The 23,128-nt window shown below is 51.1% G+C and carries 24 protein-coding genes; 21 read left to right on the forward strand and 3 right to left on the reverse strand.

Translation table 11 applies throughout. From position 1 onward, the window contains the following. Positions 1-2 precede the first annotated feature (2 nt). The 8 genes from M2120_RS01480 to M2120_RS01515 all read left to right on the forward strand — a co-directional run bounded on the left by M2120_RS01480 (position 3) and on the right by M2120_RS01515 (position 8,407). Positions 3-761 (forward strand): YebC/PmpR family DNA-binding transcriptional regulator, encoded by a 759-nt coding sequence (locus M2120_RS01480; RefSeq protein ID WP_280796958.1) that lies wholly within the window; start codon positions 3-5, stop codon positions 759-761. 1 nt (position 762) lies between these two features. Then, complete coding sequence (ruvC, locus tag M2120_RS01485; protein ID WP_280796959.1) at positions 763-1,317, forward strand: crossover junction endodeoxyribonuclease RuvC; 555 nt, start codon at positions 763-765, stop codon at positions 1,315-1,317. A gap of 19 nt (positions 1,318-1,336) precedes the next feature. Next, positions 1,337-1,936, forward strand: a complete 600-nt coding sequence (gene ruvA, locus M2120_RS01490; RefSeq protein ID WP_280796960.1) for a Holliday junction branch migration protein RuvA — start codon at positions 1,337-1,339, stop codon at positions 1,934-1,936. After that, positions 1,936-2,955 (forward strand): Holliday junction branch migration DNA helicase RuvB, encoded by a 1,020-nt coding sequence (ruvB, locus tag M2120_RS01495; protein ID WP_280796961.1) that lies wholly within the window; start codon positions 1,936-1,938, stop codon positions 2,953-2,955. Before ruvA ends, ruvB begins: the two co-directional genes overlap by 1 nt. Positions 2,956-3,021: 66 nt before the next feature. Continuing rightward, positions 3,022-3,405 carry a preprotein translocase subunit YajC gene (gene yajC / locus M2120_RS01500; protein WP_280798140.1) on the forward strand — a complete coding sequence of 128 codons (384 nt, stop codon included), beginning with the start codon at positions 3,022-3,024 and terminating at the stop codon, positions 3,403-3,405. Continuing rightward, positions 3,405-5,111 (forward strand): protein translocase subunit SecD, encoded by a 1,707-nt coding sequence (secD, locus tag M2120_RS01505; RefSeq protein ID WP_280796962.1) that lies wholly within the window; start codon positions 3,405-3,407, stop codon positions 5,109-5,111. The genes yajC and secD overlap by 1 nt, the downstream gene beginning before the upstream one ends. Further along, complete coding sequence (secF, locus tag M2120_RS01510) at positions 5,111-6,118, forward strand: protein translocase subunit SecF (protein ID WP_280796963.1); 1,008 nt, start codon at positions 5,111-5,113, stop codon at positions 6,116-6,118. Before secD ends, secF begins: the two co-directional genes overlap by 1 nt. 42 nt (positions 6,119-6,160) lie before the next feature. Continuing rightward, positions 6,161-8,407 carry a RelA/SpoT family protein gene (locus M2120_RS01515; protein ID WP_280796964.1) on the forward strand — a complete coding sequence of 749 codons (2,247 nt, stop codon included), beginning with the start codon at positions 6,161-6,163 and terminating at the stop codon, positions 8,405-8,407. Here the strand turns inward: M2120_RS01515 and M2120_RS01520 are convergent. From M2120_RS01520 to M2120_RS01530, 3 genes are all read right to left on the reverse strand, one after another. Continuing rightward, positions 8,404-8,928 (reverse strand): hypothetical protein, encoded by a 525-nt coding sequence (locus M2120_RS01520; RefSeq protein WP_280796965.1) that lies wholly within the window; start codon positions 8,926-8,928, stop codon positions 8,404-8,406. The two genes, M2120_RS01515 and M2120_RS01520, sit on opposite strands and share 4 nt — an antisense overlap. A gap of 60 nt (positions 8,929-8,988) precedes the next feature. Then, positions 8,989-10,209 (reverse strand): DUF349 domain-containing protein, encoded by a 1,221-nt coding sequence (locus M2120_RS01525; RefSeq protein WP_280796966.1) that lies wholly within the window; start codon positions 10,207-10,209, stop codon positions 8,989-8,991. A gap of 72 nt (positions 10,210-10,281) precedes the next feature. Further along, positions 10,282-11,055: a peptidylprolyl isomerase gene (locus tag M2120_RS01530; RefSeq protein WP_280796967.1), complete on the reverse strand. Its 774-nt coding sequence runs from the start codon at positions 11,053-11,055 to the stop codon at positions 10,282-10,284. A gap of 24 nt (positions 11,056-11,079) precedes the next feature. Between M2120_RS01530 and M2120_RS01535 the strand changes: the two genes are divergently transcribed. From M2120_RS01535 to nusB, 13 genes are all read left to right on the forward strand, one after another. Then, positions 11,080-12,414, forward strand: coding sequence for a replication-associated recombination protein A (locus M2120_RS01535; RefSeq protein ID WP_280796968.1), 1,335 nt, complete (start codon positions 11,080-11,082; stop codon positions 12,412-12,414). 170 nt (positions 12,415-12,584) lie between these two features. Beyond that, on the forward strand, positions 12,585-13,214 hold the full coding sequence (gene rpsD, locus M2120_RS01540) for a 30S ribosomal protein S4 (protein WP_114129027.1): 630 nt from the start codon (positions 12,585-12,587) through the stop codon (positions 13,212-13,214). A gap of 115 nt (positions 13,215-13,329) precedes the next feature. Then, positions 13,330-13,518: a hypothetical protein gene (locus M2120_RS01545; protein WP_280796969.1), complete on the forward strand. Its 189-nt coding sequence runs from the start codon at positions 13,330-13,332 to the stop codon at positions 13,516-13,518. Between the two features lie 2 nt (positions 13,519-13,520). After that, a complete protein-coding gene (gene alaS / locus M2120_RS01550; protein ID WP_280796970.1) occupies positions 13,521-16,181 on the forward strand; it encodes an alanine--tRNA ligase in 2,661 nt (886 codons plus the stop codon). After that, positions 16,181-16,648 (forward strand): Holliday junction resolvase RuvX, encoded by a 468-nt coding sequence (gene ruvX / locus M2120_RS01555; RefSeq protein WP_280796971.1) that lies wholly within the window; start codon positions 16,181-16,183, stop codon positions 16,646-16,648. Before alaS ends, ruvX begins: the two co-directional genes overlap by 1 nt. A 47-nt stretch (positions 16,649-16,695) precedes the next feature. Continuing rightward, the gene (gene mltG, locus M2120_RS01560; protein ID WP_280796972.1) at positions 16,696-17,838 is read left to right on the forward strand and encodes an endolytic transglycosylase MltG; all 1,143 of its coding nucleotides are present in this window, start codon (positions 16,696-16,698) and stop codon (positions 17,836-17,838) included. A gap of 6 nt (positions 17,839-17,844) precedes the next feature. After that, entirely contained in the window at positions 17,845-18,699 is an 855-nt protein-coding gene (locus M2120_RS01565) for a shikimate dehydrogenase family protein (RefSeq protein WP_280796973.1), read from the forward strand. Between the two features lie 39 nt (positions 18,700-18,738). Beyond that, positions 18,739-19,935 (forward strand): chorismate synthase, encoded by a 1,197-nt coding sequence (gene aroC, locus M2120_RS01570; RefSeq protein WP_280796974.1) that lies wholly within the window; start codon positions 18,739-18,741, stop codon positions 19,933-19,935. 3 nt (positions 19,936-19,938) lie between these two features. Further along, positions 19,939-20,454 carry a shikimate kinase gene (locus M2120_RS01575; RefSeq protein ID WP_280796975.1) on the forward strand — a complete coding sequence of 172 codons (516 nt, stop codon included), beginning with the start codon at positions 19,939-19,941 and terminating at the stop codon, positions 20,452-20,454. A gap of 1 nt (position 20,455) precedes the next feature. Beyond that, complete coding sequence (aroB, locus tag M2120_RS01580; protein ID WP_280796976.1) at positions 20,456-21,541, forward strand: 3-dehydroquinate synthase; 1,086 nt, start codon at positions 20,456-20,458, stop codon at positions 21,539-21,541. Positions 21,542-21,561: 20 nt separating this feature from the next. Next, complete coding sequence (locus M2120_RS01585; protein WP_280796977.1) at positions 21,562-21,990, forward strand: type II 3-dehydroquinate dehydratase; 429 nt, start codon at positions 21,562-21,564, stop codon at positions 21,988-21,990. 106 nt (positions 21,991-22,096) lie between these two features. Beyond that, on the forward strand, positions 22,097-22,660 hold the full coding sequence (efp, locus tag M2120_RS01590; protein WP_280796978.1) for an elongation factor P: 564 nt from the start codon (positions 22,097-22,099) through the stop codon (positions 22,658-22,660). Between the two features lie 3 nt (positions 22,661-22,663). After that, positions 22,664-23,077: a transcription antitermination factor NusB gene (gene nusB / locus M2120_RS01595; RefSeq protein ID WP_280796979.1), complete on the forward strand. Its 414-nt coding sequence runs from the start codon at positions 22,664-22,666 to the stop codon at positions 23,075-23,077. The last annotated feature ends 51 nt before the right edge of the window (positions 23,078-23,128 follow it).

A 23,128-nucleotide genomic window follows, 5' to 3' on the forward strand; every position in this document is an offset into this window, starting at 1 on the left:
GCATGTCTGGACACTCCAAATGGGCAACTACAAAGCACAAGAAAGCCGTCATTGACGCTCGTCGTGCAAAGTCGTTTGCCAAGCTGATTAAAAATATTGAAGTTGCTGCCAAGCTCGGCGGTGCTGACCTTTCTGGAAACCCCACTTTGGTGGATGCGGTTCAGAAAGCTAAAAAGACAAGTGTCCCCAACGACAACATTGATCGCGCCATTAAGCGCGGTGCAGGTCTCACCGGAGACTCTGTTGAGTACACCACCATCATGTATGAAGGCTATGGCCCCAATGGTGTTGCTCTGTTGATCGAATGTTTGACCGATAACAAGAACCGTGCTGCAGCTGAAGTCCGCACTGCAATGAGCCGTAATGGTGGCAACATGGCCGACCCAGGTTCTGTCGCATATAACTTCACACGCAAGGGCGTTATTCGAGTCTCTGCACAAGACGGAATTAATGAAGACTCCATTCTTGCTGCCGTACTGGACGCAGGTGCTGAAGATGTTGAATCTCACAACGGATCTTTTGAAGTAATTTCTGAACCACAGGATCTTGTGAAGGTTCGTGAAGCACTTCAGGCCGCAGGAATTGACTACGACTCTGCAGACGCAGAATTTGTGCCGAACCTCGAGGTTGAAGTCGATGCAGACACTGCTCGTAAGGTGTTCAAGCTCATCGATGCACTTGAAGACTCTGACGATGTTCAAAACGTTTTCAGCAACTTTGACTTGAGCGAGTCCGTGCTCGCTGAGCTCGAGCAGGACTAACTTGCGTATTCTCGGAGTCGATCCGGGACTCACCCGTTGTGGTGTCGGAATTATTGACGCCTCTGCGGATCGAAAAGTTTCCTTAGTCTCGGTCACTGTTCTCAAAACAGATAAAGATCTCGAGTTACCTGCTCGTTTATTGCAATTGCAGAATGAACTGGCTGCGCTTATTGAAGAATTCCAGCCAAAGCGGATTGCCGTTGAAAGAGTTTTCGCGCAACACAACCTCCGCACAGTCATGGGTACTGCCCAAGCAAGTGCTATTGCTTTTGTTGAAGCTGCACAGCGAGGTATTCCGGTGGATCTGCACACCCCTAGCGAAGTGAAGGCCTCGGTTACCGGTACTGGTCGAGCGAATAAGGTTCAAGTCGCCACCATGGTGGGCAGGCTTCTCACTCTTCCTGACGGGAAATTGCTCCCTGATGCAACTGACGCACTTGCTTTAGCTATCTGTAATGCGTGGCGCGGGGGAGCTGGCACTGCGCCCCAGGGCACCTTGACCCCTGCCCAGAAGCGTTGGAGAGATGCGGAGCGTCAGGCCAAGAAACGTGGCTAACAACGCTTAAGCTGGGCTGGTGATTGCCTCCCTCCGTGGAACCGTTTTGGCGGTTCGCGAAAATACATGCATCGTTGATGTCAACGGTGTTGGATATGCGGTTAATGTCACCCCGGCTCACAAATTCAGCGTGACTATTGGTGCAGAACACACTTTTTTAACTTCTCTGATTGTTCGCGAGGATTCACTCACGCTCTTTGGTTTTGAAAATCCTGAAAGCCTCGAACTTTTTGAACAACTCCTCTCCGTCTCGGGTGTAGGTCCCCGTTCTGCTTTGGCGGTATTGGCAGAGATGTCACCTGCCGAAATATTGACTGCAGTTGTCAACGAAGATGACAGCGCTTTCAAGAAAGTTTCTGGGGTAGGCCCCAAGACAGCAAAGTTAATCATTGTTCAACTTGCAGGCAAGCTCACTGCTTTGGCGGATTCAGAAACCATCTCTCATGCTGCGCAGACGGTGTCACCTATTTCGCTCAGTGTCGTCCAAGCCCTTGTTGGATTGGGATGGAACGAGAAGGTTGCACGAGAGGCAGTTGATTCACTCGATTCCTCAAGCCCCGCCGCAACAACTGCCTCGATTTTGAAAGAAGCCTTAGTGTCTCTGGCAAGGAATAGTTGATGTCCGAGGAAAGTGTGATGTCTTCTGAGCCGTTGGATGCTGCAGAACTCGACTTTGAAGGGGCATTGCGTCCTGCCTCGTTGAGTGAATTCGTCGGACAACGTCGCGTCGTGGGACAGCTGGATTTACTTCTCAGAGCTGCAGAACTAGATAGCCGCACACCAGACCACATCCTTCTTGCAGGGCCTCCTGGGTTGGGAAAGACAACTCTGGCAATGATTGTGGCGCATGAGACCGGACGTGCATTGAGAATGTCTAGCGGTCCTGCAATTTCTCACGCGGGTGATCTTGCAGCACTTCTTTCTTCGCTCGTGCCAGGGGAAGTTCTCTTCATTGATGAAATTCACCGGATGGCACGTTCTGCCGAAGAAATGCTCTATTTGGCTATGGAAGACTTCCGCATCGACATCATGGTGGGCAAGGGAGTGGGCGCCTCGAGCATTCCACTCGAGCTGCCACCATTCACGTTGGTGGGAGCAACCACTCGTACAGGTCTGCTTGCCAACCCTCTCCGTGATCGTTTCGGCTTCACCGGGCACCTTGAGTTTTATGAAACAAATGAACTTCTCAATGTGTTGACCCGTTCATCTGCACTTTTAGGGCTAGAGATTCCCCAACCCGCTTTGGCTGAGATAGCTGGACGAAGTAGAGGAACACCTCGAATTGCGAACCGATTGCTACGCCGTGTTCGCGACTACATGACAGTTCATCCACGCGAGGGTGCACTCGAGGCAGTCAACAACGCGCTTGCGCTCTATGACGTAGACCCACGCGGTCTAGATCGACTTGACCGGTCTGTTCTTGAGGTTCTCATCAATCGTTTTGCTGGGGGACCAGTTGGTGTTTCTTCCCTTGCGGTCTCAATTGGTGAAGACGCCGAAACGATTGAGGCAGTTGTTGAACCATTCCTTATTCGTGAAGGACTCATTGTTCGAACACCACGAGGCCGTGTGGCAACACCTGCAGGCTGGGAACACCTCGGACTCACGCCACCGGCAAATGACCTCTCGCTTTCGTGACCTATACTCAATTAGCGGTGATTATTCACCATTTCACCCATTAACTAAGGACTTCTCGTGGATCCAATGACACTCTTCATGATGGCCGTATTGGCTGTTCTGGTCTTCTTCATGTTCCGTAATGGGCAAAAGCGTAAGAAGGCAGCTCTTGAGCTTCAGAACCAGGTAGTGGTTGGTGCACATGTCATGACCACTTTTGGTGTGTATGGAACCATCAAGTCCATTGATGATGCAGAGAACATTGTTGTTCTTGAGACCTCACCAAAGAACACACTCAAACTTCACCGTCAGGCGATTGCCCGTGTCGTTGAGTCTGCAGCAGTTGCTCCCTCCGCTGGTGAAGCTATCGGTGCTGACCTCACAAACCTTGCTCTCAACCCTGAAGCTGAATCTGGTGCGCTAGAAATCGACCCTCAGTTCGGTGAGCGTAAGCCTAAAAACTCGAAGTAATGGCACGTTCTCAGTCATCGCGCAAAGCTCTGCGCTCTCTGACCTGGCTCCTCGTCCTCGTTGCAGGCCTGTTCGGCATCAATGCTGCTGGTGTGCTCTGGGGTGGGGGTTCCTGGCTTCCCAAACTCGCTCTTGACCTTGAGGGTGGTACGCAGATTGTTCTCTCTCCCCAGTTAGAGAGCGGTCAGACTGTCACTGCTGAGCAGATGACTCAAGCTGTTTCGATTATTCGTCAGCGTATTGACGCTGCCGGTGTCTCGGAAGCTGAAATTAATACACAGGGAAACAACAACATTGTTGTGTCCATCCCTGGTACTCCAGATGATGCAACACTGGCCCGTATTGAAGCATCTGCCAAGCTTGACTTTCGTGCAGTGCTGGTTGCCGGTGCTCCTACGTCGACTGCAGTCGGTGCTGATGGAACTGCAACCCCAGTTCCTCAAGGAACTGTTGACCCTAACTTGTCTACGGTTCCCGCAGTGGCTCCGTCAAACGGAAGTGACCTCAACTGGATCACTCCTGCGCTCCAGGCACAGTATGAACAGTTTGATTGTGCTTCTGAGAATGCCCAGGCCGCAAATACTGCTCCTGAAGATCTTCCTCTGATCACCTGTGACTTCACGAATACTGTGAAGTATCTCTTGGGTCCTGTTGAGGTTTCCGGTTCAGATATTTCTAACGCAACTGCAGGAATGGTCACCACATCCACTGGTGCTACTACTGGACAGTGGGCAGTTGACCTTGCCTTTAACGGCAAGGGAACCAAAGCATTTGGTGACGTAACTACTCGTCTGAACGGTCTGACTGGTTCTCAAAACCAGTTCGCCATTGTTCTTGACGGCAAGGTGCTCACAGCTCCTTCAACGAATGCGGCAATTACTAATGGAAATGCGCAGATTACCGGTGGCTTTACCCAGGCCAGTGCCAAGACTCTTGCTGATCAGCTGAAGTACGGTGCATTGCCCATTGGCTTCCAGGTTCAGTCATCAGACACTATCTCCGCGACATTGGGTTCCACCCAGTTGATGAGTGGTCTGCTTGCCGGTGCCATCGGTTTGTTGCTGGTTGTTCTCTACTCGCTCTTCCAATATCGCATGCTTGGTTTAGTTACAGTTGCTTCGCTCGTCGTTGCTGCAGTGTTGACCTACCTCGTAGTGACGATTCTGTCGTGGCGTGAAGGCTACCGCCTGTCCCTAGCCGGTGTTGCTGGTTTGATTGTGGCGATTGGTATTACCGCTGACTCCTTCATCGTTTACTTTGAACGTATTCGTGACGAACTTCGAGATGGTCGTGGGCTCGAATCTGCTGTAGATGCGGGTTGGAAGCGTGCCATCCGAACCATCATTGCAAGTGACACCGTCAACTTCCTTGCCGCAGGTGTGCTGTTCATCCTTGCTGTCGGTAACGTGCGAGGCTTCGCGCTAACTCTAGGTTTGACTACCGTTGTCGACCTCTTTGTCGTCTCGCTCTTCACACACCCACTGTTGCAATTGATTGCACAGACAAACTTCTTTGCAAGTGGACACAAGTTCTCAGGTCTTGACCCACAAGCTCTTGGTGCTGCGTATCGTGGCCGTGCACAGTTTGCGCCGGCTCCAACTGTAACGTCAGGCAAATTGGCCAAGTCTTCTAAGGAAGCTCTCAAGCGTCAAACGATTGCTGAGCGTAAGGCTCAACTCTCCTCCGGTGAGAAGGGAGAAGACTAATGGCTAGTTTTTCTCAGTTCGGTAATGATCTTTACACCGGTGCGCGTTCACTCAACATTGTTGGTCGTCGCAAGCTTTGGTACACCATCTCTGCGGTATTGATTCTGGTCAGTATCGTCGGCCCCATCCTGCGTGGTGGTTTCAACTTCGGAATTGAATTCACAGGTGGTAGTGAGTTTGTCGTTTCCAACGTTTCTGACACCTCGCAAACCATTGCCAGTGATGCAGTAATTTCTGTTGACCCCAACACCGTTCCCAAAGTTTCTAGACTGGGTGATAGCAGTGTTCGTGTTCAGACCGAACAACTCACTGATGCTCAGACCCGTGAAATCAGAAACGCTCTGGCGACGGGGTATTCCGTCCCCGTAGAGAACGTTACAAGCTCATTTATTGGTGCTAGCTGGGGTCAGGACATTACTTCCCAGGCAATACGTGGTTTGTTGGTATTCCTTGTGCTTGCTGCACTTGTGATGGCAATTTACTTCCGAACCTGGAAGATGTCCTTGGTTGCAATCATTGCTTTGCTCCACGACTTGATCATTACTGCAGGCATTTACGGAATCACTGGTTTCGAAGTTACGCCAGGTGCAGTAATTGGTCTTCTGACAATCCTGGGTTATTCGCTTTATGACACCGTTGTTGTCTTCGACAAGATTCGCGAAAACACACGAGGTTCTTCACGAGAAGCGGGACTGACCTTCTCACAACAGGTCAACCTGGCTGTCAACCAGACTCTAGTTCGTTCCATCAATACCTCTGTCGTTGCGGCTTTGCCTGTTGCCTCGATTCTGTTTATTGGTGCTTTCGTACTGGGTGCTGGAACTCTGCGTGACATTTCTCTTGCACTGTTGATCGGCATCATGGTTGGCACCTACTCCACCATCTTCCTTGCAACTCCTCTCTACGCTCAGATTCGTCAGAATGAGCCAGAAATCAAGAAGAGCGACAAGAAGATTTTGGCTTCACAGGGCAGGGCAGATGCTGCTGCTGAGCCAGTCTCTGCTTAAATTCAGCTGAGCCCGTCATAATGGAAACCTCAAGGAGGCGACATGGTTGATACGACGGGAACGACGTCACTACGTCGCCTTGTGCCACGTATCTTTAGCCGTGCGCAACCAGCTGATGGTTTCGACAAGCTCGTCAAGACTGTACGCCAGCACCATCCTCGTGCCGACCTTGTGCAATTGGAACTTGCTCACGAAGTTGCGCGCAAGGCACACGAAGGTCAAAAGCGCCGCTCAGGCGAGCCATATATTACGCACCCGATTGCTGTTGCACAGATTTTGGCAGAGCTCGGTATCGGACCCAAGACTGTTATTGCAGCTTTGCTGCATGACACAGTTGAAGATACTGAATACACCTTGGAAGAATGCCAGGCACAATTTGGTGCAGAAGTGGCAATGCTCGTAGATGGTGTGACCAAACTCGACAAGGTCAAATACGGGGATAGTGCGCAAGCAGAAACCGTTCGCAAAATGATTGTCGCCATGTCTAAAGACATTCGCGTTTTGGTTATCAAGCTTGCTGACCGGCTTCACAATGCTCGCACCTGGGGTTTTATGCCTGTGGAGTCTGCCCAGAGAAAAGCGCGTGAGACTCTCGAGATTTATACCCCACTGGCACACCGTCTCGGTATTCAAACGCTTAAGTGGGAGCTGGAGGATTTATCCTTCGCCGTGTTGCACCCCAAGATTTACCAAGAAATTGAAAATCTTGTTGCTCAACGAACCCCACAGCGTGAGTCCTTCGTTACTTCTGTGATCCAAGATATTGAAAACGACCTCAAAGCTGCACGTATACGTGGTGAGGTGAAAGGTCGACCAAAGCAGTATTACTCCATCTATCAAAAGATGGTTTTGCGCGGTCGTGAATTCGATGAAATCTATGATCTTGTCGGAATTCGTGTCATCGTCAACAGCGTTCGTGACTGCTACGGCATACTCGGTTCAATCCACGCTAGGTGGAACCCTATTCCTGGGCGCTTCAAGGACTACATTGCCACACCAAAATTCAATCTCTATCAGTCACTTCATACGACAGTGATGGGTCCTTCTGGACGTCCCGTTGAAATTCAGATTCGTACTCCAGAAATGCATCAGCGAGCTGAGTTCGGTGTTGCAGCTCACTGGATGTATAAAGACCGAATGAATTCAGGCAAGAGCGATAGCCTCTCCGTTCAGGACACAGATATGGCTTGGCTTGCACATATTTCTGACTGGCAGGCAGAAACTGAAGATCCGGGGGAGTTCCTTGACTCCTTACGCTTTGAAATCGGTGCCAAAGAAGTTTATGTATTTACGCCAAAGGGTCGTGTTATCGGTCTTCCCGCGGGTGCTACCCCAATTGACTTCGCCTATGCGGTGCACACCGAAATCGGTCACCGAACGATGGGGGCAAAAGTCAACGGACGTCTCGTCCCACTCGAAAGCAAGCTTTCTAGCGGCGATGTGATTGAGGTCCTCACTTCAAAAAACCCAGATGCTGGTCCTAGTCAGGACTGGTTGAGCTTTGTTCAAAGCACCCGCACTCGAAACAAAATCAAGCAGTGGTTCACTAAAGAACGCCGTGATGAGGCAATTGAGCAAGGTAAAGACGCTATTGCTCGAGCAATGCGTAAGCAAAACCTTCCCCTGCAAAAGCTGATGACTCAAGATTCATTGGCAGAGGTAGCAAGCAACCTTCGTTATGAAGATGTCTCCATGCTCTATGCAGCAGTTGGTGAAGGTCATGTTTCAACGCAATCTGTGATTGAAAAGATCCTTGCGAGCATTCGTGAAGATGGAGACACTGAAGACGCCGAATTTGTTCTGCCTACTCGGGGGCCCTCAAAGCCCCTCTTACACAGTGATTCTGGTGTGCTCGTTCGTGGTGCTCCAGACATTCTGGTGAAACTTGCCAAGTGTTGCACTCCAGTTCCTGGAGATGCCATTTCTGGTTTCGTCACTCGTGGACAGGGTGTCTCAGTGCACCAAACCAGTTGCCACAACGTGGCTAACATGCTTTCTGAACCAGAACGCATGATTGAGGTGGAATGGTCCCCATCGTCTAAGAGCGTCTTCTTGGTGCAGATACAAATTGAGGCGTTGGACCGTTCTGGACTTCTTTCAGACGTGACCCGTGTTCTTTCGGAACATCACGTCAACATTCTTTCTGCCACGGTCAGTACAACGCAGGATCGTTTAGCTCTCAGTCGCTTCGTATTTGAGATGAGCGAAGTGACCCACCTCGATCGAGTACTTAACGCTGTAAGACGCATTGATGCTGTGTATGACGTGTATCGCGTCTCAGAAGGCTAATTCCTGAGATCTTCTAGCCTGTGAAGTGCCTGCCTTACGTAAGGGTAGAACGGCATCGAATTGAGATTCGATCGTATTGATTCGTAAGTGATGCCATAGTTGTTCATGAGTGCAACAACTGCTGTTGTGACATCTGTTGAACTGTGCTGCTGTGAGCGCAAAAGGTCTGTGATTGTTCTCAACGGTCTGGTAACACCGGTATGACCATTGATCAACATTTCAGTGTCCAAGAGATTACGTTGCTCAATTTTGAGTGAAAGATGTTTTGGGGCTCGTATGCGGTGGACAGTGATTGTTGAGGCAGTGTGCCCTGATGGTTCAGTAATGACGCCATGAGCCCACGCTGCTGAAAGTCCTGTGAGCACGAGCGGGTGCAGTTCTCGAGAGAGTACTTTCCAAGAACGTGTTCGCCAATCGTCAGATTCTTCCCACATTTCGTGGGCAGGCGAGATGTCGCCGTTCAAGCGCAGAGCTGAGAGCTCAGCAAGAGTGAATGTGTTGAGGGAAAGAAAGTGGCCCATTCGCACAGTGTGCAAGATGGGCCACAATTTCATTGCTGAATTTTCACAAATGTGGAAAACCTACTTCAGAACAGCAAGCCATTCTTTTTGGGTTTTGATAGCTGCTTCGAGTTCAGAAACAGCCGCTTTGTCCTTTGCTGCTTGAGCAATGTGCAACTCTGCTTCGAGCTTCTCAATCTTTTCTTCGATTTGACCTGCAAGACCCTCAGATCGTGCAAGCTTCTCAGGGTTAGATGCGTTCCAGTGGTTATCTTCAAGCTTGCGAACTGCTTGTTCGACCTTGCGCATACGCTCTTCAGTCGACTTGAGTTGTGCGCGAGGAACCTTGCCTGCTGCGTCCCACTTCTTCTGAAGTGCGTTGAGCTTTGCTCTGGCTTCTACCCGGTCAGTAGCGTCGAGGAGTGCTTCAGCTTCCACCAGGATTGCAAGCTTTACCTCGAGGTTGCCGGCAAATGAAGCGTCCTCTGCTTCGTCTTGCTCTTTCTTCGCAGCATAGAGCGCATCTCCAGCAGCCTTGAAGCGAGCCCAGAGCGCATCGTCAATTTTCTTTCCCGCACGTGGGGCGAGCTTCCACTGATCTAGGAGAGCACGATAGGCGGCTACACCATTTGCTCCCTGAGCCTGAAGGGCTTCAGCCTTGGCGATCAGCTCTTCCTTGGCATTCTTTGCGCCCTTGTTCTTTGAATCGAGGTCAGCAAAGAATGCACGGCGGTGCTGGTCAAGCTTTTGGCGTGCATCTCGGAAACGCTTCCACAACTCATTCGACTCAGTCTTTGAAAGCCGAGGACCACCCTTTTGTGCTGCCTGCCACTGGGCGAAGAGTTCATCAACTTTTGCCGTAGTTGTCTTCCATTGAATCTTTGCTGGATCGGTAGCGGCGAGCGCTTCGATCTGTTCAACAATTGCAACACGTGCCTGACGAGCCGCTTCTACTGCGGCAGCGTTCTTCTCTTTCTCTGCTTCGGAGAGTTCACTGAGTGAACCGAGCAGCTTTTCAAGACGCTCAGAAAGTGCTGCATAGTTTCCGATGCCATTGCGAGCTTCGATCTGCTCAGCAATCTTTTTGGCGCTGTCAGATATTTCTGAAGCAGGTGCTCCACGCTTTGCGCGCTGTTCGAGCAGCACGAGTGCTGAATTGGTGTCGTTGAACTTTCGTTCGAAGAAAGCAAGTGCTTCTTCTGGAGTCACATCGGCATACTGGCCAATCAGACGTTCACCGTCAGCTTCGACGACATATACATGGCCGGCTTCGTTGACACGCGCCGTTGTCTTTTCAGACATAACAATCCACCTCATAGGGATAAGGAACAACCAGCCTCAAGCCTAGAGCACCGGTTCCTTTTGTGGAGACTGTTACTTGATGGTTACTCCGGTGAGGGTGACGGGAATCTTAGGTGCCCCATCCCCAGAACCGTCTGAAGTTCCCTGGCTGGTTACTTGTGAGATGAGTTCAGGAAGTCCACTGGTGATGTGGCCTATCACGGTATATCCACCTGCAGCGTCACTAGGAATAGTGCTGTCTTCATAAACAATAAAGAATTGGCTTCCCATCGAGTTAGCGTTGCCACCTTGACGGGCCATTGCGATTGTCCCAGCAGGGTAAACATTGTCTGCAGGGGCGTTCTCTACTGGGCCATATGAGTATCCGGGTCCGCCGGAACCGTCACCGTTGGGGTCGCCGCATTGCAAGACATAGATTCCTTGCGTGGTGAGGCGGTGGCAGGAAATTCCTTCATAGAAACCTGAACCAATGAGTGAGATGCTGCTTGCTACAGCCTGTGGAGCGGCTGCGCCATCGAGTTCAAAGGTGACGGGAACTCCAGCCACACTCATCGAACCTTCCCACGTGCGGTTTTCGCTCAAGGCAGCATCGGGAGCAGTTCCTTGTGAAGCTGATGGAGTTGGCGTAGCTGATGAGGAGGTTGCGGGGGAGGTCATTGACACGACGGCCGAATAAACGCCAATACCGAGTGCAAGGATAAATACACCTGAAATAGAACCCACAATCAGGCGGTTGCGTACCTTCTTCGCTTTTTGAGCACGCTCGTATGCCGCCTTGCGGTCTGAATAGGACTTAATCCTGTCGCGGTCTTCTTTGGTTACGCGGTTGTCGTTCGTCTTTGCCATAGCAAGCAACGCTAATCTAAAGCAATGGCTCATGGTGAATCGACACTCGGTGGACAGACCGCACCACTTGCTGTCCGCATGCGTCCACGAAGCCTCGAGGAAGTAGCTGGACAAGAACAGCTCCTCAAAACTGGATCGCCGTTGCAGGTCTTAGCTACCCCTGGCTCACAGAGCTCAGTATCTGTCATTCTCTGGGGTCCTCCAGGCACGGGCAAAACCTCTTTGGCACATGCCATCGCCACCTCATCTGATCGGCGCTGTGTGGAACTTTCTGCCGTGACGGCAGGTGTCAAAGATGTGCGCACCGTGATGGAAGAAGCTCAGTCACAGCGCGATCTCTATGGCGTGCGAACTCTCTTATTCCTTGATGAGATCCATCGTTTTAGTAAAGCTCAGCAGGATGCACTTCTTCCCGGAGTTGAAAACGGTTGGGTTACCCTCATTGCTGCCACCACCGAAAATCCATCCTTCAGTGTTGTCACTCCATTACTTTCACGGTCACTCCTACTTCGACTGGAGCCACTTTCCAACGAAGCTCTGGATGGACTTATTCAGCGTGCCCTCGATGAACCTTTTGGGTTGGCAAAGAAATTCAATGCTGATGCCGATGCTCGGTCTGCAATCATCAACTTTGCTTCTGGTGATGCTCGTCGTGTGCTCACCTCACTAGAAGCCGCCGCCGCCATCGCTCAGCAGACCTCAAAAAAGAAGACTGGAGTCATTGCAATCACTGCTGAACACGTCTCAGCAGCGGTTGATTCTGCACTTCTTCGTTACGACCGTAACGGTGATGAGCATTATGACGTCATCAGTGCTTTCATCAAATCAATCCGCGGATCTGACCCCGATGCGGCTGTGCACTATCTGGCTCGAATGATTGCTGCGGGGGAGGACCCACGCTTCATTGCGCGGCGTTTGATCATTTCTGCCTCAGAAGATATCGGTCTTGCAGACCCGCAAGCTCTGGGCATTGCTACCGCTGCAGCGGATGCTGTGGCGATGATTGGTATGCCTGAAGGGCGAATTCCACTTTCGGAAGCGACCATTTACCTGGCTACTGCCCCAAAATCTAATGCCGCTTACCTAGCAATCAATCAGGCATTGGCAGATGTTCAGGCCGGAAAATCGGGATCAGTTCCGAAACACCTTCGTGATGCTCATTATGCCGGGGCAAAGAAACTTGGTCACGGCAAGGGATATGACTATCCCCATGACAATCCGCTCGGCGTGGTGGAGCAGCAATATTTACCGGACACTCTCAAACAGGTTGAGTATTACTCACCAACAGATCACGGTGCTGAACGAGAAATTCATGCTCGGTTAGAGAAACTCAGAGCAATCACCAAGAAGCGTCGATAGTACCTCGCCGGATAGTGGTAAGGTTTTAGAGTCTATTTCGACTGTGAAGCGCGGCTGCATCACAGAAACGAAAGAACTGGATCGCCCTGTAGCCGGGCACCGTGACAAACCCCTCGATTTTCGCTCTCTATGAGCGTGTTCATTTTGTTTGTTCAATCGAAAAGGAAATTGTGTCTACTAAGTCACGTACCCGTAGCAAGACCCGTCTTTCGCGTGCCCTCGGCATCGCTCTGACTCCTAAGGCAGCAAAGTACCTGGAAAAGCGTCCCTACGCTCCAGGTGAGCACGGCCGCACCAAGCGCAAGGCAGACTCTGACTACGCAGTTCGTCTGCGTGAAAAGCAGCGTCTTCGCGCACAGTACGGTATCCGCGAAGCTCAACTGCGCAATGTTTTCCAGGAAGCCCGTAAGACCCAGGGTCTTACCGGTGAGAACCTGGTTGAGCTCCTCGAGATGCGTCTTGACGCCCTCGTATTGCGTGCAGGTTTTGCTCGCACCACCGCTCAGGCTCGTCAGCTGGTTGTGCACCGTCACATCCTCGTTGATGGCCAGCTGGTTGACCGTCCATCTTTCCGCGTAAAGCCTGGACAGCTCATCCACGTCAAGCCACGCTCTGAGGTTCTTGAGCCCCTGCAGGTAGCTGCTGCTGGTGGACACGCAGAGGTTCTTCCTCCCGTGCCTGCTTACCTCGATGTTGAGTTGGACAAGCTCCACGCAACTCTGGTACGTCGTCCAAAGCGTTCTGAAGTTCCCGTCACCTGTGACGTTCAGCTCGTTGTTGAGTACTACGCAGCTCGCTAAATTATTAGCTCTGAAAGGGTGTGGATCTTCGGATCTGCACCCTTCCTGTTTTAACGCTCGGGTGCTCCTCCCGTAGACTGGTGTTTCGCTATTGCACCGTTCATCTGGAGAAATCATGAAGCAGCTTTTTTGGCTAATTGTTGGCGTAGTTGCCGGCTTCTTTGTTGCGCACAAAGTTAACCAGACAGAACAGGGCCAGGCCTTTTTCGCCAACTTGGACGCGAAGACTCGTGATTTCACCGATGCACTGGTTGAAGGCTACAAAGAGCGTGAGGCAGAGCTGCGTTCAGCTCGTAAGAACTAATCATGCAGACTGCTGAAATTCGCCAACGTTGGCTTGACTTCTTTGCTGCGCGTGGACACACCGTTGTTCCTTCGGCTTCACTCGTTAGTGATGACCCCACCTTGCTGTTCACCGTCGCAGGTATGGTTCCTTTTATTCCCTACCTCTCAGGTGTTGTTCCACCTCCATACCCTCGTGCAACGAGCGTTCAGAAGTGCATCCGAACACTAGATATTGAAGAGGTAGGTAAAACTACCCGCCACGGAACTTTCTTCCAGATGAACGGTAACTTCTCGTTTGGTGATTACTTCAAAGAACAGGCCATTGAATATGCCTGGGAGCTACTGACTACTTCTCAATCAGAAGGTGGCCTCGGTTTCCAGGAAAAGGACCTCTGGGTCACCGTCTATGAAGACGACGACGAAGCAATTGGTTTCTGGAAAAAGACCGCTGGGCTTCCTGACGAGCGTATTCAACGCCGTGGCAAGGAAGACAACTACTGGTCTACAGGACAACCTGGCCCTGCAGGCCCCTGTTCCGAGATCTATTTCGACCGTGGACCTGCCTATGGTATTGAGGGTGGTCCGGTAGCAGACGAAGATCGCTACATCGAAATTTGGAACCTTGTGTTTATGCAGTATCTGCGTGGCGAGGGAACAAGCAAAACCGAGTTCGAAATTTTGGGTGAGCTTCCCAATAAGAACATCGACACAGGTATGGGTCTTGAACGTGTTGCTTTCCTCAAGCAAGGTGTTGAAAACCTGTATGAAATAGATCAGGTTCGCCCTGTGCTTGACCGCGCTGCAGAGCTTGCAGGTGTTACCTACGGCGCAAACCACGAAAACGATGTTCGACTACGCGTCGTAGCCGACCACGTGCGTTCTGCTCTCATGTTGATGGCAGACGGTGTGCAAGCCTCTAACGAAGGTCGTGGATACATCCTGCGCCGTTTGTTACGTCGTTCAGTTCGTGCAATGCGGTTGCTTGGAGTTGATTCTGCAACTTTCCCCGAGCTTTTTACTGCCTCACGAGATGCAATGAAGGCTGCGTATCCAGATGTCGAATCTGAATATGCACGTATTTCACAGATTGCCTATGGCGAAGAAGAGACTTTCCTCAAGACCCTTGCCTCAGGAACCACCATTCTTGACACAGCTGTCTCAGAAACCAAGAAGTCTGGTTCATCAGCGTTGGCGGGGGATACCGCGTTCTTGTTACATGACACCTTCGGTTTCCCCATTGATCTCACTCTTGAGATGGCCGAAGAAGCAGGACTGTCAGTAGATCGAGCAGCTTTTGATGCTCTCATGCTCGATCAGCGCACCCGTGCCAAAGCAGACGCGAAGGCAAAGAAATCAATCCTTGCTGATCTATCTATCTACACAGACCTTCGTGCTCAGGGTGAAACAGTATTCACTGGTTACACCGACCTCGAAACCGAAACAAGCATTCTCGGCCTGTTGAAGGATGGTCTGCCCGTTCAATCTGCTTCCGCTGGTGACGTGGTTGAAGTCATCGTTGGCGCCACGTCACTCTATGCAGAATCTGGTGGTCAGGTTTCTGATGCAGGTTCGATTATTGGCGACGGTTTTGATTTGGAAGTACTTGACGTTCAAAAGCCCGTCAAGGGCTTGGTCAGCCACACCGTTGAAGTGCGCAGTGGTCAGGTAAACGCCGGTGCAGCTGCGACGACAGTTGTTGACAAAAACTATCGCGCTGCTGCTGCCGCTGCACACTCAGCAACTCACCTCGTTCACGCAGCACTTCGTGAAGTTCTAGGAGAAACTGCACACCAGGCTGGTTCGCTCAACAAGGCGGGCTACATGCGTTTCGACTTCTCCTGGAACGAGGCACTTTCTGTCGATACCCGCACAGAAATCGAAGAGATTGCAAACAATGCAATTCTCGCTGATTACGACGTGGTCACCCGTGAAATGGCCCTTGACGATGCCAAGAAGATGGGTGCGATGGCACTCTTTGGCGAAAAGTATGGTGAGACCGTCCGCATGGTTGATATCGGTGGCCCCTGGTCCCGAGAATTGTGTGCTGGTACTCACGTAACTCACTCTTCGCAAGTTGGTTTGATCAATTTGGTCAGTGAGTCTTCTGTTGGTTCATCCAACCGTCGTGTTGAAGCGCTGGTTGGTGCAGACGCATTCAAATCACTAGCTGCAGAACGAGCAATTGTGCATGAACTCAGCTCTTCTTTGAAGGCCCCCCGTGAGCAGGTCACCTCTCGTGTGGCGGACCTTATGGCAAACCTCAAAGCTGCGGAACGCAAGATTGCCGAATTTGAAGCTGCTGCAGTTCGTGAACAGATTCCTGCTCTGGTTTCGAAAGCTTCACCTGCAGGTAAAGTCACAGCAATCATTGAGTCAGTCGCTGGTGTTGCTTCGGTCGATGATCTGCGTAACCTCGTCACCGGTGTACGCGAAAAAGTTCAGTCAACGAACACAGTTATTGCTCTTGGCGCCGTCATTGATGGAAAGCCTGCGGTCATTGTTGCAACTACTGAAGGCTCACGACACGACGGTGCCAAGGCCGGTGCGCTGGCTAAGGTTGCCGCCGGAGTTCTCGGCGGTGGCGGTGGCGGTCGTGACGACATGGCTCAAGGTGGAGGCACTAATGCTGACGCCCTGGATGCTGCAATTGCTGCAATTGCCTCGGAGTTGCGAAGCCTCTAATGCGTTCAGGCGTTCGCGTTGGGATCGACGTCGGCACAGTACGCATCGGGATTGCACGGAGTGATCGCGACGGGCTCATGGCTACGCCAGTAGAAACTGTTGATCGAACCTCAGGAAATGCAGTCGAACAGATTGTTCAGATCGTGCATGAACTCGAAGCTCTGGAGGTAGTGGTTGGCTTACCCCTATCCCTCAGCGGTAAATCAACCGCTTCAACTGAAGATGCCCTATTTGTCGCACGTGAAATTGCCGGGGCAGTAGATGTCCCCGTGCGACTTGTAGATGAACGTTTGACAACTGTTTCTGCTCACTCAGCCTTACGTGCTTCTGGGAAGAAGGAAAAACAAACTCGATCGGTCATCGATCAGGTAGCTGCAGTAATGATTTTGCAACATGCGCTGGATTCTGAGCGCTCTAGTGGCAACCTTCCGGGGAAAGACATCAGCGAGTTTCCAGCTCAGTCTTAGGTTGTCTCGATAGGCTGAAAATCAGTCCCTCCACGAAACAGGCTGTGATGTCAGACGAAAACTACTCTCCGCTTTCAAGCAACTCGGCACCTCAAGCGTCCTCTGGTTCCACAGTGCCCGGAAAGCGTCGCAGAAAAAGTAGTAAAAAGTCTGCAGTGGTCATTGGCTCGATCATTGGCGTAGTCGTGCTCATCGGCGCCGTGCTTGGTGGTCTCTTTTTTACTGGCGTCATAGGCGGTAACGCTAACGACTACTCAGGTTCAGGGCATGGTGAGGTCAATTTCAAAATTAATGAAGGTGAAATTGGCGATCAGATTGCGAACAACCTGGTGGAGGCAGGAGTAACGAAGAGCTTTGATTCGTTTTATCAATTGCTTCTCGAAACCAAGCCAGAACCTGTCTTCACTCCTGGTGTTTATCGTTTGAAGTTAGAAATGTCAGCAAAGGCCGCTCTAGCGGCTTTGCTAGACCCAGCAAACCGTGTGGAACTTTCGGCAACCATTCCTGAAGGAACAACTGAAAAGAACGTTCTCAAAATCCTCGCTGAAGGCCTGTCCATACCTTTGGCTGACCTTCAAGCAGCTGCTGCAAATCCTGCTCAATATGGAGTTCCTGCGGAAGCGACAACCCTAGAGGGATTCCTTTTCCCTGCCACCTACACTTTCTCTCCTGGAGTAAGTGCAACAGAAGTTATTCAGCGACTTGTTGATGAGTCTCTTGCTGCTCTTGACGCAGCTGGTGTTCCACAAGACCAGCGTTGGGATGTCATTCGTCTTGCATCAGTAATTCAACGTGAGAGTGGACCAAATCCTGATGACATGTACAAAATCTCGCGGGTATTTCACAACCGCCTAGATCAAGGAATGAATCTTGGTTCTGATGTGACCACCTGTTACGGTGCAGGATTGACCGGTAAGGATTGCTTGCTTATTACGCAAGCAGCCTTGGATGACAAGACCAACCTCTACAACACGCGTATCCTTCCAGGGCTACCTATAGGTCCAATTTCTAACCCAGGTGCGGAAGCCATTGATGCGGCCTATCACCCAACTGAGGGTCCTTGGTTGTTCTTTGTAACCGTGAACCTCACCACGGGCGAAACGGTCTTTAGTGAAACTGCAACGGAGCATGAAGCAGCGGTAGAGCAATATTACGCATGGCTTGATGCCCACCCTGAAGCAGTTGGCTAACCCATTATGAGCTCTATTCAGACTCTTGCAGTGGTGGGGCATCCCATTGCTCATTCGCTTTCACCTGCACTTCATTCAGCGGCGTATAACTGCCTTGGGCTTAACTGGAAATATGTGGCAGTTGATGTTCAACCCGGTCAGCTTTCAGATTTCATCAATTCAACAGACAGTTCGTTACGCGGACTCTCTGTGACGATGCCTCACAAGGTTTCTGCACTTGAGCTATCGGATTCAATCGACCTGATCGCTGAACGAACTCATTCTGTAAACACTCTTCGTTTTGAACATGGTGTTGATGGTGGACGTTCCGTTACTGGCTACAACACAGATGTTGCCGGGATTGTGAATTCCTTCACTGACGCGGGAGTTGTGAAAGCTAGTCATGTTGCAGTCATTGGTGGGGGTGCAACAGCTTCTTCCGCTGTAGTCGCCGCGGCCGAAAAGGGTGCTGAACATGTCTCCGTCATAGCGCGCACACCCGAAAAGGCCCTCTTTCTTGAGCAAGTTGGTCAACAGGTGGGAGTGAATGTATCCGTGCACCCGCTAGAAACAATGGAGACCTTGTCGCCCGTTGATGTCGCTATCTCAACACTGCCTGGGGATGTTGAACTCTCTTTATCTCCACTTCCCAGGACAGCACGAGCAACTCTTCTTGATGTGGCATACAACCCTTGGCCCAGCAAGCGCGGTGCACAATGGTCGCAAGCAGGGGGAGAAGTTGTCAGCGGTTTACGTATGCTTGCTCACCAAGCACTGATTCAAGTCCGTATTTTTGTCAACGGTTCTCCCTGTGATGAACTCCAGAACGAGACTGATGTCAAGGTAGCTATGTTTCATGCAGTGGGCCTCGAAACACTCTGAGTGCAAAATCACCTCTCTGGACTGTGACAAACTTGATACATGCTTAGATGGCTTACCGCAGGTGAATCGCACGGACCAGAACTGATTGCCGTGATTGAGGGTTTGCCTGCAGGTGTTCCCGTTCTTGCGGAAGACATCCAGCTTGACTTGCAACGTCGCCGCCTTGGCTATGGCCGCGGTGCACGCATGAAGTTTGAAAAGGACGAGCTCAACATTTCAGGTGGTGTTCGCCACGGGAAGAGCTTGGGTGGACCCATCGCACTTCGCGTAGGCAACAGCGAATGGCCTAAGTGGGTTGATGTTATGAACCCTGCACCTGTTGATCCTTCTGTGTTGGAATCTGGCCGTGGAGCAGCTTTGACAAGGCCACGTCCAGGTCACGCTGATCTAGTTGGTATGCAGAAATATGACTTTGATGAGTCGCGACCCATTCTGGAACGTGCAAGTGCGCGTGAAACTGCAGCACGAGTTGCTTTAGGTGCTGTCGCTCGATCTTTCCTTCAGGAACTAGGCATTACTTTGGTAAGCCACACCATTGCAATTGGCCCTGTCAGTGTCCCAGAAGGCACACCTTTGCCACGTCCATCTGACGTGGATGCTTTAGACGCCGATCCGCTGCGTTGCTTTGATCAAGCCACCAGTGAATTAATGTTTGCCGAAGTAGAACAAACCCACAAAGACGGTGACACCATCGGTGGTGTCGTTGAAGTTCTGGCATACGGCCTGCCACCAGGACTCGGATCTCATGTTCACTGGGATCGTCGTTTAGATTCACAGCTTGCTGCTGCTCTGATGGGTATCCAAGCAATCAAGGGCGTTGAGGTTGGTGACGGCTTCGAAACTACTCGTCGCCGCGGCTCTGTAGCGCATGATGAGCTTTTCGCGACAGAAGAGGGCATCGCGCGTGAAACAGATCGCGCTGGTGGCATTGAGGGTGGAATGAGCACTGGAACAGTACTTCGTGTTCGTGCAGGGATGAAGCCCATTGCGACAGTTCCTCACGCTCTGCGCACCATAGATACTTCAACAGGTGAAGCAGCCCCTGCACACCACCAGCGCTCTGATGTGTGTGCTGTCCCTGCTGCTGGTGTTGTAGCGGAAGCTATGGTCGCTTTGACTTTGGCCAATGCTGTTCTCGAGAAATTCGGTGGCGACAGTATTGGGGAAACCAAACGCAACCTTGAAAACTACCTCGCTCACATTCCTGAGTCTGTCCACACTGTGCAAAGCAAGTAACCAGTGGCCTCACCTGTAGCCGTTTTCATTGGCGCTCCTGCCTCTGGTAAATCGAAGATTGCCAAAAGAGTGTCTGCTTTGCTTGAAATTCCTCGCGTAGACACCGACAAGGTGATTGTGGCGGCACATGGACCCATTGCTGAGATTTTCGATACTCAAGGCGAAACTGCCTTCCGTGAGCTCGAACGAGCTGCAGTTGTAGAAGCGCTCTCACAACAAGCTGTAGTGAGTTTGGGCGGTGGAGCAGTTCTGGACCCCGCCACTCAGGCTGATTTGAGGAATGTTCCAGTAGTTCTGCTCACTGTTTCCCAAGACGCTGTGGCGGAGCGAATTACTGACCCTAAGCGGCCTTTATTGCGCGATGGTATCGATGCATGGGTGAATTTAGTTCAGAAGCGCATGCCGATCTATCAGGAACTTGCTTGGGTTACCTTTGATACATCTGATGGAGATTTAGACAGAATTGCGTCAGAGGTTGTTTCCTGGATTTCTGCTGGCTACCCACGACAAGGTGTGTGAAATGAGTAATACCGAGATTCACGTCACTGGTGGCGGGGACTACAACGTCACTATTGGCCGGGGAATGCTTGCTAACCCTGAACCTTTTTTTGCTCCAGTCTTTGGTCCTGCCGTGAATAAGGTGCTCATCATTCACCCACCGACCATGGGAGCAATTGCCAACAAATTACGCGAACAACTCATGGGGGAGCGCGAAGTGCTCCTCGCTGAGGTTCCTGACGCAGAAAACGCTAAGCGGGTTGAAGTTGCTGCTTTTTGCTGGCAGGTTCTCGGACAGGCCGATTTCACACGTTCTGACGCCATTATTGGCCTCGGCGGTGGTGCTGTTACCGATCTTGCTGGATTTGTTGCTGCTACGTGGCTTCGTGGTGTCAAGCTGATTCAAATCCCGACGACGGTGCTTGCAATGGTGGATGCCTCGGTAGGAGGCAAAACTGGAATCAACACCGCTGAAGGTAAGAATCTTGTTGGTTCTTTTTATGCACCTCATGCCGTGGTGTGCGATCTTGATGTGTTAGAAAAACTTCCCCGTAATGAGTTACTTGCGGGCTTTGCTGAAATCGTCAAGTGCGGTTTCATCGCTGATCCAGAAATCCTCGACATTCTTGAAGCTGATGTCGATAAAGCAACGGATCCAACCACTGAAGAATTTCAACGACTGATTGAACTCTCGGTAGGTATCAAAGCACGTGTGGTCTCAGAAGATTTCACGGAGCAAGGTCAACGCGAGATTTTGAACTATGGTCACACTTTCGGTCACGCAATTGAACACGCAGAGCGCTACACCTGGAGGCATGGCGCTGCCATCAGTATTGGCATGGTTTTCGCTGCGGAGCTGTCCCGAATGACTCAAAACCTTCCTGATGAAGTTGTTGATCGTCATCGTCGAATACTGGAGTCCTTAACTCTTCCCACAACATACAATCCAGATGCGTGGGAGCACCTCCTGGCAACTATGAAGCGCGATAAGAAAGCGCGAGGATCCATGCTGCGTTTCGTTGTTTTGCGTGATGTTGGTCAGCCAACCATCTTGAACGTGCCGGACACCTCGATACTCTTCACCGCTTACCAAGAGGTCAGTGCTTAATCTTCGTTAGGCTTGAAGTTATGGCACGCATCCTCGTACTCAATGGCCCAAATCTCGGGCGTCTTGGTTCGCGCGAACCTGATGTTTATGGAAGTCAAGATTTAGAGGCTCTTGCCACAGTGCTGAAATCAGATGCTCCACGTTTCGAGATTGAAGTTCGACAAACCGACTCTGAACCTGAACTCATGTCGTGGTTGTTCGAAGCTGTTGACACAAAGACTCCAGTCATATTGAATCCTGCAGCATTCACTCACTACTCATATGCTTTGCGCGATGCTGCAGCAATGGTGACCAAAGCCGGTGTTCCTCTCATTGAGGTACACATCTCAAATCCACACTCTCGTGAAGAATTCCGGCACAACAGCGTAATTTCTGCTGTTGCTACGGGCGTTATCGCAGGTTTTGGCTTTGACTCCTACCGACTCGCATTGAGTCAGCTAACCCGTTAGACCCAGAACGGTCAGTTCACTGCGACCGTCTCCCATAGACTTGACTGTTGGGTCACCACCCACAGTTTTGCCTCTGAGGCATTTTGATTCATAAAAAGGAAAACTCATGGCTTCTACCGCTGATATCAAGAACGGCATCGTCCTCAACATCGATGGTGCACTCTGGACCATTATTGAGTTCCAGCACGTAAAGCCTGGTAAGGGTGGTGCGTTTGTTCGTACCAAGATGAAGAACCTGATGACAGGCAAAGTAGTCGACAAGACCTACAACGCAGGTACCAAGATTGACATCACCAACGTTGATCGTCGTGATTTCCAGTACCTCTACAACGACGGTAACGAATACGTCTTCATGGACAAGACCAACTACGAGCAGCTTTCTGTTCCTGAGGTTGTTGTTGGAGACGCAAAGAACTTCATGCTCGAAAACCAGGATGTTCAGATTGCTCTGCACGAAGGAACTCCACTTTACGTAGAGCTTCCAGCATCCGTTGTACTCGAGATCACTTACACCGAGCCTGGCCTACAGGGTGATCGTTCAACCGGTGGTAACAAGCCTGCAACTGTAGAGACTGGCTTCGAGATTCAGGTTCCTTTGTTCCTGGAAATTGGTACCAAGGTCAAGGTAGACACCCGTGACGGTTCCTACCAGGGCCGCGTAAACGACTAATTCATGAGCGCACGCAGTAAAGCACGTAAACGTGCTCTAGATGTGCTGTTTTCTGCTGATGTCCGAGATATCTCGGTTGCAGAAGCGCTTGAAGCTGAAGCACAACGTGCCGCCAGTGAGCCTGAGCGCGCAGCATCGTGGCTTTATGCCCGCGAAATTCTTGATGGTGTGATTGACCACAGCGTGGAAATCGACGAAACAATCGAAACCTACGCTCGCGGCTGGTCACTTGAGAGAATGCCCGCAGTTGACCGTGCAATCGTACGTATTGCGGTGTGGGAAATCCTCTACAACTCTGAAGTTCCCAATGCCGTTGCGTTAGACGAAGCTGTCGAGGCAGCTAAGAGCCTTTCAACAGAAGAGTCTTCAGGTTTTGTTAATGGGCTTCTTGCTACTATCGCTTCCACCGCAAACTGATACACTAATCAGACCACCGACATCCTTTAATTTCCGTCCAGAGAGGCGGGG

This window comes from Aurantimicrobium minutum (assembly GCF_029893825.1).
Taxonomy (GTDB): Bacteria; Actinomycetota; Actinomycetes; order Actinomycetales; family Microbacteriaceae; genus Aurantimicrobium; species Aurantimicrobium minutum_C.